Source organism: Deinococcus budaensis (assembly GCF_014201885.1).
Classification (GTDB): domain Bacteria; phylum Deinococcota; class Deinococci; order Deinococcales; family Deinococcaceae; genus Deinococcus; species Deinococcus budaensis.
Genome location: NZ_JACHFN010000001.1, coordinates 448187 through 461753, shown reverse-complemented (window position 1 = coordinate 461753; position 13567 = coordinate 448187). Strand labels below are relative to the sequence as shown.

At 71.4% G+C, this 13567-nt stretch carries 13 protein-coding genes; 5 read left to right on the top strand and 8 right to left on the bottom strand.

The window, feature by feature from the left end; genetic code table 11:
• Window positions 1-49: 49 nt before the first annotated feature.
• Both HNQ09_RS02210 and purB read right to left on the bottom strand, forming a co-directional pair.
• Window positions 50-856, bottom strand: coding sequence for an NUDIX hydrolase (locus HNQ09_RS02210; RefSeq protein WP_246363057.1), 807 nt, complete (start codon window positions 854-856; stop codon window positions 50-52).
• A gap of 29 nt (window positions 857-885) precedes the next feature.
• Window positions 886-2193, bottom strand: coding sequence for an adenylosuccinate lyase (gene purB / locus HNQ09_RS02205; protein WP_184024809.1), 1308 nt, complete (start codon window positions 2191-2193; stop codon window positions 886-888).
• A 164-nt stretch (window positions 2194-2357) separates the two neighbouring features.
• Here purB and HNQ09_RS02200 point away from each other — a divergent pair, with 164 nt between their 5' ends.
• The 4 genes from HNQ09_RS02200 to HNQ09_RS02185 all read left to right on the top strand — a co-directional run bounded on the left by HNQ09_RS02200 (window position 2358) and on the right by HNQ09_RS02185 (window position 4626).
• On the top strand, window positions 2358-2897 hold the full coding sequence (locus HNQ09_RS02200) for a hypothetical protein (RefSeq protein WP_184024806.1): 540 nt from the start codon (window positions 2358-2360) through the stop codon (window positions 2895-2897).
• Window positions 2898-2976: 79 nt separating this feature from the next.
• The gene (locus HNQ09_RS02195) at window positions 2977-3579 is read left to right on the top strand and encodes a hypothetical protein (RefSeq protein WP_184024803.1); all 603 of its coding nucleotides are present in this window, start codon (window positions 2977-2979) and stop codon (window positions 3577-3579) included.
• 55 nt (window positions 3580-3634) lie between these two features.
• The gene (locus tag HNQ09_RS02190) at window positions 3635-4453 is read left to right on the top strand and encodes an inositol monophosphatase family protein (protein WP_184024800.1); all 819 of its coding nucleotides are present in this window, start codon (window positions 3635-3637) and stop codon (window positions 4451-4453) included.
• The gene (locus HNQ09_RS02185; RefSeq protein WP_184025219.1) at window positions 4453-4626 is read left to right on the top strand and encodes a hypothetical protein; all 174 of its coding nucleotides are present in this window, start codon (window positions 4453-4455) and stop codon (window positions 4624-4626) included. Before HNQ09_RS02190 ends, HNQ09_RS02185 begins: the two co-directional genes overlap by 1 nt.
• Before the next feature lie 74 nt (window positions 4627-4700).
• On the opposite strand, the gene HNQ09_RS02180 is transcribed toward HNQ09_RS02185, so the two are convergent.
• A complete protein-coding gene (locus tag HNQ09_RS02180; RefSeq protein WP_184024797.1) occupies window positions 4701-5381 on the bottom strand; it encodes an HAD family hydrolase in 681 nt (226 codons plus the stop codon).
• Window positions 5382-5483: 102 nt separating this feature from the next.
• On the opposite strand from HNQ09_RS02180, the gene HNQ09_RS02175 reads away from it, so the two are divergent.
• Window positions 5484-6266, top strand: a complete 783-nt coding sequence (locus tag HNQ09_RS02175; RefSeq protein WP_184024794.1) for an SDR family NAD(P)-dependent oxidoreductase — start codon at window positions 5484-5486, stop codon at window positions 6264-6266.
• 70 nt (window positions 6267-6336) lie between these two features.
• Here HNQ09_RS02175 and HNQ09_RS02170 read toward each other — a convergent pair whose 3' ends face one another.
• From HNQ09_RS02170 to HNQ09_RS02150, 5 genes are all read right to left on the bottom strand, one after another.
• Window positions 6337-6777, bottom strand: a complete 441-nt coding sequence (locus tag HNQ09_RS02170) for a disulfide bond formation protein B (RefSeq protein ID WP_184024791.1) — start codon at window positions 6775-6777, stop codon at window positions 6337-6339.
• A 10-nt stretch (window positions 6778-6787) separates the two neighbouring features.
• On the bottom strand, window positions 6788-7471 hold the full coding sequence (locus HNQ09_RS02165; protein ID WP_184024788.1) for a thioredoxin domain-containing protein: 684 nt from the start codon (window positions 7469-7471) through the stop codon (window positions 6788-6790).
• A 76-nt stretch (window positions 7472-7547) separates the two neighbouring features.
• Window positions 7548-8264: a hypothetical protein gene (locus HNQ09_RS02160; RefSeq protein ID WP_343057580.1), complete on the bottom strand. Its 717-nt coding sequence runs from the start codon at window positions 8262-8264 to the stop codon at window positions 7548-7550.
• Window positions 8261-11305, bottom strand: a complete 3045-nt coding sequence (uvrA, locus tag HNQ09_RS02155) for an excinuclease ABC subunit UvrA (protein WP_380002411.1) — start codon at window positions 11303-11305, stop codon at window positions 8261-8263. Before uvrA ends, HNQ09_RS02160 begins: the two co-directional genes overlap by 4 nt.
• A 245-nt stretch (window positions 11306-11550) precedes the next feature.
• On the bottom strand, window positions 11551-13545 hold the full coding sequence (locus HNQ09_RS02150) for a beta-galactosidase (protein WP_184024785.1): 1995 nt from the start codon (window positions 13543-13545) through the stop codon (window positions 11551-11553).
• Between the last annotated feature and the right edge of the window lie 22 nt (window positions 13546-13567).

Here is a 13567-nt window from a genome sequence, read left to right as displayed (position 1 = left end):
ACAAGTCGCCCGTATGGGCGGCCGATGGCTTACAAATGTAAATCAAGAGTCACTGTGACTTGCCGTATGTCAGGCGCAGTACTTCCAACAGGTCGCCGTTGACCGCCTCGCCCGCGTCGGCCAGGGCAAAGACCCGCCCCGGCGCGAGCCAGACGCCCTCGCTGAAATCCAGCGGGTTGAAGGCGGGAGTCGCGTCCGACCGAATCTCGTAGACGCGGGTAAAGCATCGCAGCCCGGTGCCCCAGGGCGAGAATTCGCCTAGCAGGCGCCCGGGGTGGTCCGGGGGGTCGAGGTTCAGTTCCTCCCGCGTCTCGCGCCGAAAGCCCTCCTCGAAGGTTTCCCCCGCCAGCACCAGCCCGCCCACGCTGAAGTCCAGCGCCCCCGGCCAGCGGGTCTTGTGGGCCGCGCGGCGGGGAAAGAACACCTCGCCCCGGCTGTTGCGGAGAAACGCCGTGACCCCCCGCTTGTGCCGCACCCCCTCCGACGCCGAGCGCCACAGCACGCCGCGCACCTTGCCCGCGTCGTCCAGCAGGTCCAGCAGCTCGTCCTCGTCGGGATTCAGCTCGCGCCCCAGCAGCGTGCTGTGATAGGTGACGTGCAGGTCGGGCCGCGCCGCTTGCAGCAGGCGCCAGAGGGTGTGGCCCTCGCGCTCGAAAGAATGCCGCTCGTCCTCGCCGTCCCGCAGGAAGGCAGCCTGCATGGGGAGGGGGGCGGGGGCGTTTTCCATGTCCAGGGACGAGTCGAATGCCTCAGCCCAGCTCAGCAGGCGTGCCGTCAGCTCCGGCGCGAGCATGAGCGTCAGCGGATCCACGTTCTCCAGGGACATCCACAGCGGCCAGCGCTCGTAATCCGCCATCAGGCGGAGCGTGCGATCCGCCTGCCCGCTCACAGCCCGAAGCGCGCGTAGATGTCGTCCACGTGCCGCAGGTACCACCCCAGGTCGAAGGCGGCCTCCAGTTCCCGCTCATCCAGCGGGTTCTCGGCGTCGGCGCTGAGCAGCTCGCGCAGGCCCTCGCCCGTCTCCCAGCTTCGCAGGGCATGGCGCTGCACGAGGTCATAGGCGGCCTCCCGGCTCATCCCCTTCTCGTCGATCAGCGCGTGCAGCACCCGCTGGGAAAAGACCAGTCCGCCGAGGTCGCTCAGGTTGCGCAACATCCGCTCCGGGAAGACCACCAGCCCCTCCAGCACCCCGGTCAGGCGCCGGGTCGCGTAGCTCGCGGCGGCGGCCGCGTCCGGCAGAATCACCCGCTCGGCGCTGGAGTGGCTGATGTCGCGCTCGTGCCACAGCGCCACGTTCTCCAGGCCAGTGGCGAGGTAGCCGCGCAGCAGCCGCGCGAAGCCCGTCACGTTCTCGGTCAGGATCGGGTTTTTCTTGTGCGGCATCGAACTGCTGCCCGTCTGCCCCTTCCCGAACGGCTCCATCGCCTCGCGGACTTCGCTGCGCTGAAGGTGGCGAATTTCCACCGCGATCTTCTCCAGCGTGGTCCCCAGGATGGCGAGGGCGGCCAGCACCTCGGCGTGGCGGTCGCGCGCGAGGGTCTGGTTGGTGACGGGCGCGGCCTGCCAGCCCCAGGCGGCGGCCACCTCCTCCTCGATCTGCGGGGAAACGTGTGCGTAGGTGCCCACCGACCCCGAGAGCATGACCACCCGCACCCGCTGCCGGGCCGCGCGAAGCCGCTCCAGGTCGCGGTCCAGGGTCGCCAGCCAGTTCAGGAACTTCAGCCCGAAGGTCATCGGCTCGGCGTGGATGCCGTGGGTGCGGCCCACCGTGGGCGTGTGCTTGTGGGTCACCGCCTGCGCCCGGCAGACCTCGCGCAGCGCCCGCACGTCCGCCTCGATCAGCCCCAGGGCCTCGTCCAGCAGCAGGTTCTGGGCGGTGTCCACCACGTCGGTGCTCGTCAGCCCGTGGTGGATGAAGCGCGCCTCGTCGCCGTAGCGCTCGGTCAGCGCCCGGGTAAAGGCCACGATGTCGTGCCGGGTCACCGCCTCGATCTCGGCCACCCGCCCCGCGAAGGCGTTGTCGAGGGGATCGGCGGCGGCGCGCTCCCGCAGCGCGGCAAAGGCTTCCGGCGGCACCTCACCGTGGTTGGCCTGCGCCTCCATCGCCGCGAGTTCCACCCGCAGCCACGCGCGGTATTTGCTCGCCTCGCTCCACAGCGCCTTCATCTCGGGGGTCAGGTAACGGTCGATCACGGCGGGCAGCGTAGCACCCCCACTGCCCCCCCCGCCGCGTCCCCCCACTGTGAGCAGGCCGCCAAAACGCTCAAGGGCTTCCCGGCCCGGCGTCAGGTGCAGGTCAGTTCGGCCGTGAAGTCTGGCCGGGCTTCCCCCCCCCATCCCCTTCAGGAGGTTTTTGCGTGACCCATCCCATCAAGACCGTGCTGCTGGCCGCCTTGACCCTCGGCCTCGCGGGCGCCCAGGCCCAGACCACCTCCCCGCCCGCCCCCGTGCGCCTGCCCGGCACCCTGCCCGCCTCGGTCACCCGCACCCAGACGGACGCGGTGAAGGCCTTCCTCGCGGCGGGCGGCCAGGTGCAGCTCGTGAACGCGGCCGGGGCCGTCATCGGGACCCTCACCCCCGACGGGACCGTGGTGCTGGTCGCCGGGGCCACCCTCTCGGACGCCCGGACCGTGCAGGTCACGCCGCCCGCCGGACAGGGCGAGGCCACCTCCTTTCCCCTGGCGCGCGACCTCGGCAAGCCCGGCGCGATCAAGTTCGAGGTCGCCGGGCCGGGCGGCCAGACGCTCTCGCTGCCGTTGAGCGCGCTGGTGAACCGCCAGGCCGGGCGGGCCGACACCGGGCGCGGGGACAGCGCCGAGCGTGAGAAGCCGGAAAAACCCGAGAAGCCCGAAAAGCCGGAGAAGGGCGAGAAGCCCGGCAAGGGCAAAGGCAAGTAGCCTCCGTCCGTTGCAGCGGCGGGAGGAAGCGGGGGAGCTGGGTGCCCCCGCCCCGCCTCCCGCCGCCTATGCTGTCCCCATGCTCGCTGAAGTCTGGGACGCGATCAACGGGGGAGACAACGCGCGGGCGCGGGCCTTGCTGGAGGCCGATCCGGCCCTGCTCGCCTCGGACGCCGGGCAGATGGCGCTGGGCTACGCCTTGGCACATGCGGGCCTCTTCGCGGAGGGCCGGGCCGTCTACGCCCGGTTGCGAGACGCTCATGCGGGCGAGCCGCGCGAGCACCTCTACGTTCACCAGCTCGGCATGGTCGAACGCCTCGCGGGAGACCTGCACGCGGCGCTGAGGCTGTTTGGCCACGAACGCGAGCTGATCGGGTCCCTGCCGCCCGCAGAACGCGCTTTCAAGCGGGCGGTGAACGGGTACGAACTCGGCCTGTGCCGCCTGGCGCTGGGGGAGGGGGAAGCGGCGCGGGCGGCCCTGGCGGCCGCCCTGGCCGACGCGCGCGAGGCGGACGACCCTATGACGCGGGGCTGCGTTCACCGGGCGCTGGGAGATCTGGCGGCCGGGTCGGGCGACCCCGACACCGCCCGCGCCGAGTACGGGCAGGCGCACGCCGACTTTCAGGAGGCCGGGGACGAGCGGGCCGCCGCCGAGGTGCGGGCACGTGGGGCCGCCCTCTAGGCACTGGCTGCCGCCTGGGGCAGGGGGGAGCCTGCCGCTCCTCTACACTCGCCCCATGCTCGATCTGCAAGAAGCGCTGGCCGTGGCGGTGGAGGCGGCCCGCACCGCCGGGGCGATTCACCTCGCGCATGTGGGGAGGCCGCTCGATATCCGCAGCAAGTCCTCCTCCAGCGACCTGGTGACCGAGGTGGACGGGCTGGCCGAGGCCGCCATCCGTGAGGTGATCGCCCGCCGTTACCCCGACCACGCCGTGCTGGGCGAGGAGGAGGGGCTGGGCCAGGGTGCGGCGGACGGGGCGGCGGACGCCCCGCTGCGCTGGGTGGTCGATCCGCTCGACGGCACCGTGAACTACGCGCACGGCTTTCCGGTCTACTGCGCCTCGGTGGCGCTGGAAGTGCGCGGCGAGGCGGTGGTGGGGGCCGTGTTCGACCCCAGCCGCCAGGAGCTGTTCACGGCCGTGCGGGGCGGCAGCGCCCTCCTGAACGGCGAGCGCCTGACGGTCAGCGCGACCCCCACCCTGACCACGCCCGCGCTGGTGTCCACCGGTTTTCCCTACGACCAGAGCGGCGGGCGTAATCTGGCGCCCGTGCAGGCGCTGCTGCGGCTGGGTGTGCCGATTCGCCGCCCCGGCGCCGCCGCGCTCGACCTGTGCAACGTCGCCTGCGGGCGCATGGACGCCTACTGGGAGACCGGCCTCAAGCCCTGGGACGCGGCGGCAGGCAGCCTGCTCGTGCAGGAGGCGGGCGGACGGGTCACCGACGCCCAGGGCCGCCCCACCCCCGGCGGCGAGGTCCTGATCGCCAGCAACGGCCACCTGCACGCCGAGCTGCTGACCCTGCTGCGTGGAGCGCTCGGCGGCGGGGGCGGGAACTGATGCCCGGCCTGTTGGTGACCCTGCTGGTCTTGCTCAACGTGGGCGGCCTGACCGCGCTGGTCTTCCAGTTCGGGCGCGGCGAGTGGTTGCCCGGCCTCGGCTCGCTGGCGATGGTCGCCTTGCTCGACGCGCTGGGCTTCTGGCTGCTGCGCGAAGTGCGGGAAAACGGCTGAGCCGGGCCAGGGCCGCCGCAGAAGAAGGGCCGGACCTGCACCGGCCCTGGCCCGGCATTCCTCCGGGAACGGCTTTACCGGCCTGACGTGCCCACCCGCTCCAGCGCCTCCAGCAGCGCCTGGGGGTCATCCAGCACGAGGTCGTGCTCCTCAGCTTCCGGGTGACCGCCGCAGCGCAGCAGGACGCAGGGGACCCCGGCCTTGCGCGCAGCCTCGGCGTCGTAGGGGGTGTCGCCCACCATCAGGGCGGCTTCCGGCGGCAGCCCCAGCTTTTCCAGCCCGGCCTGGATCAGGTCGGGGTCGGGCTTGCTGTTCTCCACGTCGCTGCTGCTCACGCGGTCAAGCTTCAGGTCGGCCAGCCCGGCCTGTTCCAGCAGGCTGTCCACGACCTCGGCTTCCCCGCTGGTCGCCAGGACCACCCGCAGCCCCCGCGCCCGCAGGCCCTCCAGCAGCGCCCGCGCGCCCCGGGTCGGCTCCAGCTCGGGGATCAGCGTCTTGAAATGCTCCAGCCAGCCCTGCGTGAGGCGCCCACCAACCGCGCTCTCGCCGTCCTCGCCGGTCAGCTCGGGGACCAGCTTGTCGCCGCCCATGCCGATCAGGGGAAAAATTTCCTCGGGGGCACGCTCGAAGCCCGCGTCCCGCAGAGAAGCCCCCCAGGCGCGGGCATGGGCCATGTTCGAGTCGATCAGGGTGCCGTCCACATCCAGCAGGACGCCGCGCAGGCGATGGGGATTCAGGGCCGTGTCCAGGGTCATCGTTCCAGGGTAGAGGGCGCGGCCTGCCCACCCGGCCGGGTGCCCTTGAGCGCCCCTTTAGCCGCCGCCACAGGGCAGGTGACGGGGCCGCACACTGCCCCTATGAGCCGCAAGAGCCAGACCGCTCCCCCCGCCGCGCCCACGCCTCCCGGCACGGTCCTCGTGACCGGAGCGGCGCGCGGCATCGGGCGGGCCGTCGCCGAGCTGTATGCCGAACGGGGGCACACGGTGCTCAGCGTGGACCTCAACCTGCCGCCCGTGTTGCGCGGCCACCTGCGGGTCAAGGCCGACGTGGGCAGCGCCGCCGGGCGCGGGCGGATCCTGCGCGCCGCCCAGGACCTCGGCACGGTGGGCGTGCTGGTGAACAACGCCGCGTATCAGGACGCCCCCGGCAGCGTGCTGGAGGTCAGCGAGCGTGGCTGGAGCCGCACGCTGGCCGTCAACCTGACCGCGCCGCTGCTGCTGACCCGCGCGCTGATCGACCTGTTGCCGCCCGGCGGCGCGGTCGTGAACGTCGCCAGCGTCCAGGGCCTGTTTGCCGAGCAGAACAACGCCGCCTACAACGCCAGCAAGGGCGGCCTGGTCAACCTGACCCGCGCGATGGCCCTCGACCTCGCGCCGCGCGGGGTACGGGTCAACGCGGTCGCGCCCGGCGCCATCGCCACCGAAGGGGTCTTGCAGGCCATCGCGGGCAGCGGCGACCCCCGCCAGACCCGCCGCGACTACGAGGACCTGCACGCCCTGCGCCGCCTGGGCGAGCCGCGCGAGGTCGCCGCCGCCGTGTACTTTCTGGGCAGCCCGGAGGCCAGCTTCCTGACCGGCGCGATCCTGCCGGTAGACGGCGGCATGACCGCCAGCTTCATGATGGCGGGGCGGCCCGTCTAGGGCGCCGTCAGGCTGAGAACACGGGCCGAACGAGGTCGGCCCGGGGGCAGGGAGGAACGCCGGGCGCGGCTTACCCCCGCTCCTTCCGCCCCCAGGCCAGCAGCCCGAGAATCAGGGTGAAGGCGATCAACGCCAGCACCGGGATGGTCAGGACATTGTTGAGGCCCGCCAGCGCGCCGCCGCCCCAGACAGGCCACTTCACGTCGCATCCGGCGGTGGTCTGGCCGACGCTGCACACCTTCAGCGTGCGGATCACGCCCCAGTCTTCCAGGTTCTGAATCAGGGCGATGGTCCAGCCCACCGCCGCCAGCGGCAGGGCGTAGGCCCGGATGCCCAGGTCGCCGCGCAGGGCCGCGATGCCCAGCAGCAGGGCGAGCGGGTACATGGCGATGCGCTGAAACCAGCACAGCACGCACGGCACGAACAGCCGCACCTCGCTGAGCCACAGGCTGCCCAGGGTGGCGGCCAGGGCCACGACCCAGGCCAGGTAGAGGCGGTTGTCGCGGGTCACGCCGGCACGCTCAGTTCTGGCTGGCCGCGTCGATGGCCGCGCCCACCGCCCTCGCGTCGTAGCTGGCGACCGGCTGGCCGTTTACGTAGATGGCGGGTGTCCCGGTCGCGCGGGCGTTGATCGCCTGCCGCTCGTCGGCGTCCACGGCGGCGGCCGTCTGGTCGGTGTCCAGGCAGGTGGCGAACTGGGCCTGGTCCAGCCCCTCGACGTTTTGCGCCAGGTCCTTGAGCCGGGCCTTGGTGGCCCAGACCTCGCTCTCGGGTCCCTGCGCGCGGAAGATGAGCTGCTTGAGCTGCTCGTAGGCCGCGCTGCCGCCCTGGAGGTAGGCGCACTCGGCGGCCTGCGCGGCGAACTTGCTGTCGTCCACCGGCAGGCGGAAGTTCTCGGCCAGGAACGGGAAATTCATGGACACCAGCTTGGCCTTGCCGGTGTCGAGGTACTGCTCACGAATCTGCGGCAGCGACTCTTCCTCGAACCGCTTGCAGTTGGGGCACTTGAAATCCTCGAACACGACCACCGTCACGGGCGCGTCCGCCTGCCCCAGCACCGGCTGGCCTTCCAGATCGAAACTGACGGTGCCCGCCGCAGGCCTGCCGCGCACGGCCAGCAGCGCCAGCGCGATCAGCACGGCGGCGATCAGGGTGCCGATCACCAGCACCGTGCGGTTCTGGTTGTTGCCTTGAAGTCTGGTCACGCCCCCAATTGTATCGCCCGCCCCGGAGCTTGGGGCGGGCGGATGACCCGGGGGCGCGCCAGCGCCAGGAGAGGGGTTACCCCGGACGCCGCGGCTCCTGCGTGGCCGGGGCAGGCGCCGCGACGATCACCTCGTCGGCGTCGGCGGTGGGGGCGGTGGCCGCGGCCACGGGAGCGGTGGGCACAGGGGCCGTGGGGACAGCAACAGGAGGCGCGGCTAGAGTCGGAGCCGCCCCCGCAAGGGCCGCCGCCCGCGCCGCGCCGCGCCGCACGCTGGCCCGGCGCGCCACCCCGATCAGCTGCCGCACGAAGCTGAAGCCCACCCCCAGCAGCATCGCGGTCAGGGCGGTGCGCTGAAAGGTGGCGTTGGCGGGCAGCGTCAGGCCCGGATCGAGCCGGGTGCCGAAACGCCCGACTGCCAGCAGCGGCAGCGCGAAGATCAGGGCCGCAAAGGGCAGCACGAACGGCCCGCCCGAGTGCTTGACCAGCAGCAGCGCGACCAGCGCCCCGCCCACCAGCGGCACGATCACGGCCCACTGGGCGGGCGGCGCAGCGGGCGCGAAAAAAGCCAGCCCCCCCAGCGCCGCGCCCAGATACCCGAACCACCCGCCGAACTCGTCGGCCAGGATCGTGAGCAGCACCCAGGCGAGCAGCCGCACCGGCCAGTCGCCCGGCGTCCACATGAAGTAGGCCAGCACCCCCAGCGTGGCCCAGCCGCCCAGCAGGCGCAGGACGGTCCAGACGGGCGAGACGCGGCCCGCCTGGGGGGCCGCCCCCACCGCCGGAGCCGTCACGCCCCCACCGCTTTCTTGCGGGACTTGCGGGCCGGAGCGGCGCTGACCAGTTCCGGCTCGGCCTTCGAGGCGGCTGGCGGGGCGGCGGGCACGATGCCCGGCACCCGGCGCAGGTACTCGCCCGTGTGGCTTGTCGGGTGGGCGGCGAGCTGTTCGGGGGTCCCGGTGGCGACGACGGTGCCGCCCCGCACGCCGCCCTCCGGCCCCAGGTCGATGATGTGGTCGGCGCACTTCATCACATCGAGATTATGCTCGATCACGACCAGGGTGTTGCCGCCCTCCACCAGCCGCGCGAGCACTTCCATGAGTTTGCGCACGTCCTCGAAGTGCAGCCCGGTCGTCGGCTCGTCGAGGATGTAGATGGTCTTGCCGGTCGCGCGCTTGCTGAGTTCGGAGGCCAGCTTGATGCGCTGCGCCTCACCGCCCGAGAGCGTGGTCGAGGGCTGCCCGACGCGCATGTAGCCCAGCCCCACGTCGCGCAGCAGGCTCATCTTGCGCTCGATGCCGGGGATGTTCTCGAAAAAGGCGTGGGCGTCTTCCACCGTCAGGTCCAGCACCTCGGAGATGGTCTTGCCGTTGTACTTGACCTCCAGCGTCTCGCGGTTGTAGCGGGCGCCCTTGCAGACCTCGCACGGCACGTAGATGTCGGGCAGGAAGTTCATCTCGATCTTCATCACGCCGTCGCCCTTGCAGTGCTCGCAGCGCCCGCCCTTGACGTTGAAGGAAAAGCGGCCCGACTGGTACCCGCGCCGCCGCGCCTCGGGCGTCCGGGTAAACAGGTCGCGAATCTCGGTAAAGACGCCCGTGTAGGTCGCCGGGTTGCTTCTGGGCGTGCGGCCGATGGGCGACTGGTCGATTTCGATCACCTTGTCGAGATGCTCCATGCCCTCGATGCGGTCAAAGCGGCCCGGCGTGGTCTTGGCCCGGTTCAGCTCGCGCGCCAGCGTCGCGTGCAGGATGTCGTGGATCAGGGTGGACTTGCCCGAGCCACTGGGGCCGGTGACCACCGTCATGGTGCCCAGCGGAAGGTCGATATCGACGTTCTGGAGGTTGTGCTCGCGGGCGCCGACCACCCGCAGGCGCTTGCCGTTGCCCCGGCGCCGCGAGGTGGGCACCTCGATTTTCACCTCGCCGCGCAGGTAGCGCCCGGTCAGGCTCTGCGGGTTGTCCCTGACCTCGCCGGGGGTGCCGACCGCCACGACCTCGCCGCCGTGGACCCCCGCCCCCGGCCCCATGTCCACCAGGTAGTCGGCCTCCATCATGGTGTCCTCGTCGTGTTCGACCACCAGGAGGGTGTTGCCCAGGTCGCGCAGGTGCTTGAGGGTACCGATCAGGCGGTGGTTGTCTTTGGGGTGCAGGCCGATGGAGGGTTCGTCCAGCACGTACAGCACGCCGGTGAGCCCCGAGCCGACCTGGGTGGCGAGCCGGATGCGCTGCGCCTCGCCGCCCGAGAGCGTGTTGGCGGTGCGGTCGAGCGACAGGTAGTCCAGGCCCACGTCCACCAGGAACTTCAGCCGGGTGCGGATCGCGCCCAGGATGGGCGCCGCCACCGCCGCACCGAACTCGTTCAGGGCGTACTCGTAGCGCCTGGGCGCGTGGGCTTTCGCCGTGCCCCCCAGGTGCCCCTCCAGATACGGCGCGATGGCCGCGTGGTCCAGTTCGCCCTCCCGGAGCTGGCCGAAGTAACGGTCGGCCTCCAGCACGCTCATGCCGCTGGCCTGCGAGATGTTCAGGCCGCCCACCCGCACTGCCAGGATCTCCGGCTTGTAGCGGGTGCCGCCGCAGGTCGGGCAGGGCCGCAGCTCCATCAGTTCTTCGAGTTTCTCGCGCATGAACTCCGACTCGGTATCGGCGTAGCGCCGCTCCAGGTTGGTGATCACGCCCTCGAACTCGGTCATGAAGCGCATGGTTTCCTTGCCGCCCCGGCGGTACACGACCTCGAACGGCTCGCCCGGCCCCTCCAGAATCGCCTTTTTGGCCGCCTCCGGCAGGTCGCGCCAGGGCACCTTGAGGTCGAACTCCAGGTGCTCGGCCAGCGCCTTGAGCTTGTCCCAGTAGTACACGCCGCCGCCGGTCCCCTTCTTGCTCCAGGGCAGGATCGCGCCTTCGGCGATGCTCAGTTTCTCGTCCACGATCAGCTCGGGCGAGAACTCGTTCTTGTGGCCCAGGCCCGCGCAGTCGCCGCAGGCCCCGTAGGGATTGTTGAAGGAAAAGGAACGCGGTTCGAGTTCTTCGAGCACGCTGCCGTGTTCCGGGCAGGCGAACTTCTCAGAGAACAGTTCCTCGTGTGGCCCGCCGCCCTCGCCGCCCTCGGGGAGCAGCACCCGCAGCAGGCCCTCGCCCCGGCGCAGGCCGAGTTCCACGCTCTCCGCGATGCGGCTGCGGTCCGAGTCGCGCAGGGTCACGCGGTCGACGACCACGTCCACGTCATGCTTCTCGAACTTCTCCAGCTTGAGCTTCTCGGCTTCTTCCAGCTCGTACAGGGTGCCGTCCACCCGCACCCGCGCAAAACCCTCGCGGCGCAGATCCGCGAGCAGCTTGCGGTACTCGCCCTTACGCCCGCGCACGACGGGCGCGAGCAGGATCGCCCGGGCGTCCGCGAAGCTGCCCAGCAGCCGCCCGGTGATCTCGCTGGGGGACTGCTTCTCGATCTTGCGCCCGCAAATGGGGCAGTACGGCGTGCCGACCCGGGCGTACAGCAACCTGAGGTAGTCGTGAATCTCGGTGACGGTGCCCACCGTGCTGCGCGGGTTGTGGCTGGTCGTCTTCTGGTCGATGGAGATGGCGGGCGAGAGGCCCTCGATGGCCTCCACGTCCGGCTTTTCCATCAGGCCCAGGAACTGCCGGGCGTAGGCGCTTAAGCTTTCGACGTAGCGGCGCTGACCCTCGGCATAGATGGTGTCGAACGCCAGGGTGCTCTTGCCGCTGCCCGACACGCCCGTGATGACCACGAACTGGTCGCGCGGCAGCTCCACGGTCACGTTCTTGAGGTTGTGCTCCCGCGCTCCGCGGACCACCAGATTCTGGTTTTGCAAGCTCACAGCTCCTTTGGACAACGGCGCGGAGACGTGCCGGGCGCCGTCAGAGGGATTCTGCCGGGTGCGTAAGGACGTGGTCGTCCTTCGCTCTGAAACAGGCCATTCTAACACCCCTTTCGCGGTCAGGGCGACCGCCAAAGCCTGGGCCCAGGCCGTGATCCGCGGACCGGGCGCGCACGCGCAACAGGCCACAAAAAAGCGACCCTCGCAGGTCGCCTCGCGGGCGGGCCAGGCCCGTGCCCGGAGCCTCAGCCCTCCGCACGCACCTCGAAGCTGACCGGCCCCAGCGTCCGCCCCCCCCACGCCACGTTCTCCCCGGTCCAGTTCTGCACCAGCGTGACCCCGGCGCGGCGGCTGAGGCGCAGGCCGTCGGGCAGATCGCTGGTCGCCACGCCCGCCTGCTCCAGCACGTCGCGCAGCACGTCGCGGATGAGCGCCTCGCTGTGGGCGCCGATCACGGTGACGGGGCCGTGGCGGATCACGGCGGGCTGGCCGTCCAGCGGACCGCCCTGGTAGCGGTGGGTCGCCTGGGCGCCCGCCAGCCGGTAGCTTTCGGCCCAGAACTGCGCCGCGTACCCGCCCCCGACCGCCTGCTCCAGCCCGGGCCGCAGCGAGTCGTAGTTCAGCAGCCGCGCCCCGACCAGCTCAGACAGCCGCCCGAATTGCCCCTGCGCCCAGGTCTGCCCGCCCGGCGTGCGAAAGGCAGTGCGGGGACCGCAGACCAGCCGCAGGCCGTCCCCCTCCACCGCTGCCTGCCAGCGCGCCGCCCGTTCAGGGGGCACCAACGTAACCGCCGGGGCGACCGCCACCGCGTACCCGCCCAGGTCGGCGTCGGCGCTCACCACGTCCACGTCCACGCCCAGCGAACGCAGGGCCGAGTAGTACGCGACCGTCTGCGCCCAGTAGCTCAGGGCGGCGCTGTGCGGCTGCTGGTCGTACAGCCACAGGCTCTCGTAGTCGTGCAGCAGGGCGACCCGGGCGGGCACCTCGCCCAGCGGGAAGCTTCCCAGGTCCAGCCCCGCGACCTCGGCATGCCCCCGGTCGGGCGTCTCGTCGTGGCGCAGCAGGCCCGAGTGCATGACCTCCTGCGCCATCGTGGCCGCCCGCCAGCGGAAATAGCTCACCACGTCCGCCCCGTGCGCCCACGCCTGGGCGGTCCACAACCCCACCGCGCCGTCCGCCGGAAGCGGGTTGGCGGGCGCCCAGTTGACCTGCCCGCACTGCTGCTCCATCACCCAGAAGCCGGGGGTGTGGGGCTGGGTCTTCCCAGTCTCTGCCTCCCACCCGCCGTGCCCTTTCAGCAGCCCCCGGTACAGGTCGTGGTTGAAGCCCACCAGATCGGGGTGCCCGGTGCGGGCGTAGCGGGTCTTGAGGGCCTCGCCCACGCCCGGCGGCGCGAAGAACTCCAGCATCCCGGTCGGGTAGTTGTCCCAGGTCACGAAGTCCAGGCCGCGCGCCACCGCGTAATGGTCGAAGCCCGACTCGAAGATCATGAAGTTGTGGGTCACGAAGCGCCCCGGCGACAGCTCGCGCAGGAGGGCGACCTGCTCGGCCTGGAAGTCGCGGATCAGGTCCGACGAGAAGCGCGCGTAGTCGAGCACGTGGCTGGGGTTGGGTTCGGTGACGGTCAGGGCAGGCGGGCGAATCTCCTCCCAGTCGCCGTACTCCATGCTCCAGAACACGTTGCCCCAGGCTTCGTTCAGGGCGTCCAGCGTGCCGTACTTCTGCCGCAACCACCCCGGAAAGGCCGCCGCGCTCGCCCCGCCGTAGGAGCGGGCCGTGCCGTGGCAGCCGAACTCGTTGTCGGTCTGCCAGCCCGCGACCGCCGGGTGCTCCCCGTAGCGTTCGGCCAGGGCGCGCGTGATGCGCCGCGAGTGCTCGCGGAACACCGGGGAGGCGAAGTCGTAATGCCGCCGCGAGCCGAACTCACGCACCCGGCCCTGGGCGTCGTGGGGGAGGATGTCGGGGTGCGCGCGGATCAGCCAGGCGGGTGGCGTGGCGGTCGGGGTACACAGCACGACCCGTAAGCCCTGGGCGTGGTACGCCTCCACGGCGCGGTCCAGCCAGGCCCAGTCGTACTCGCCGGGGCGCGGTTCCATCCGGCTCCAGGCGAACTCGGCCACGCGGACGAAAGTCAGCCCCAGCTCGCGCTGCCCCCGGGCGTAGGCGGCCCAGCGGTCCTCGGGGACATGTTCGGGGTAGTCGCAGGTGCCGAGCCGCAGGTGGGGGGCAGAGTCAGACATTCACGCTCCGGAGGAAGGGAAA

What these genes read in the sequence shown, in the direction of transcription:
- HNQ09_RS02210 (WP_246363057.1), bottom strand. Translation starts at nt 856, where the DNA reads ATGGCGGATTACGAGCGCTGGCCGCTGTGGATGTCCCTGGAGAACGTG.
- HNQ09_RS02195 (WP_184024803.1), top strand. Translation starts at nt 2,977, where the DNA reads ATGCTCGCTGAAGTCTGGGACGCGATCAACGGGGGAGACAACGCGCGG.
- HNQ09_RS02190 (WP_184024800.1), top strand. Translation starts at nt 3,635, where the DNA reads ATGCTCGATCTGCAAGAAGCGCTGGCCGTGGCGGTGGAGGCGGCCCGC.
- HNQ09_RS02185 (WP_184025219.1), top strand. Translation starts at nt 4,453, where the DNA reads ATGCCCGGCCTGTTGGTGACCCTGCTGGTCTTGCTCAACGTGGGCGGC.
- HNQ09_RS02180 (WP_184024797.1), bottom strand. Translation starts at nt 5,381, where the DNA reads ATGACCCTGGACACGGCCCTGAATCCCCATCGCCTGCGCGGCGTCCTG.
- HNQ09_RS02175 (WP_184024794.1), top strand. Translation starts at nt 5,484, where the DNA reads ATGAGCCGCAAGAGCCAGACCGCTCCCCCCGCCGCGCCCACGCCTCCC.
- HNQ09_RS02150 (WP_184024785.1), bottom strand. Translation starts at nt 13,545, where the DNA reads ATGTCTGACTCTGCCCCCCACCTGCGGCTCGGCACCTGCGACTACCCC.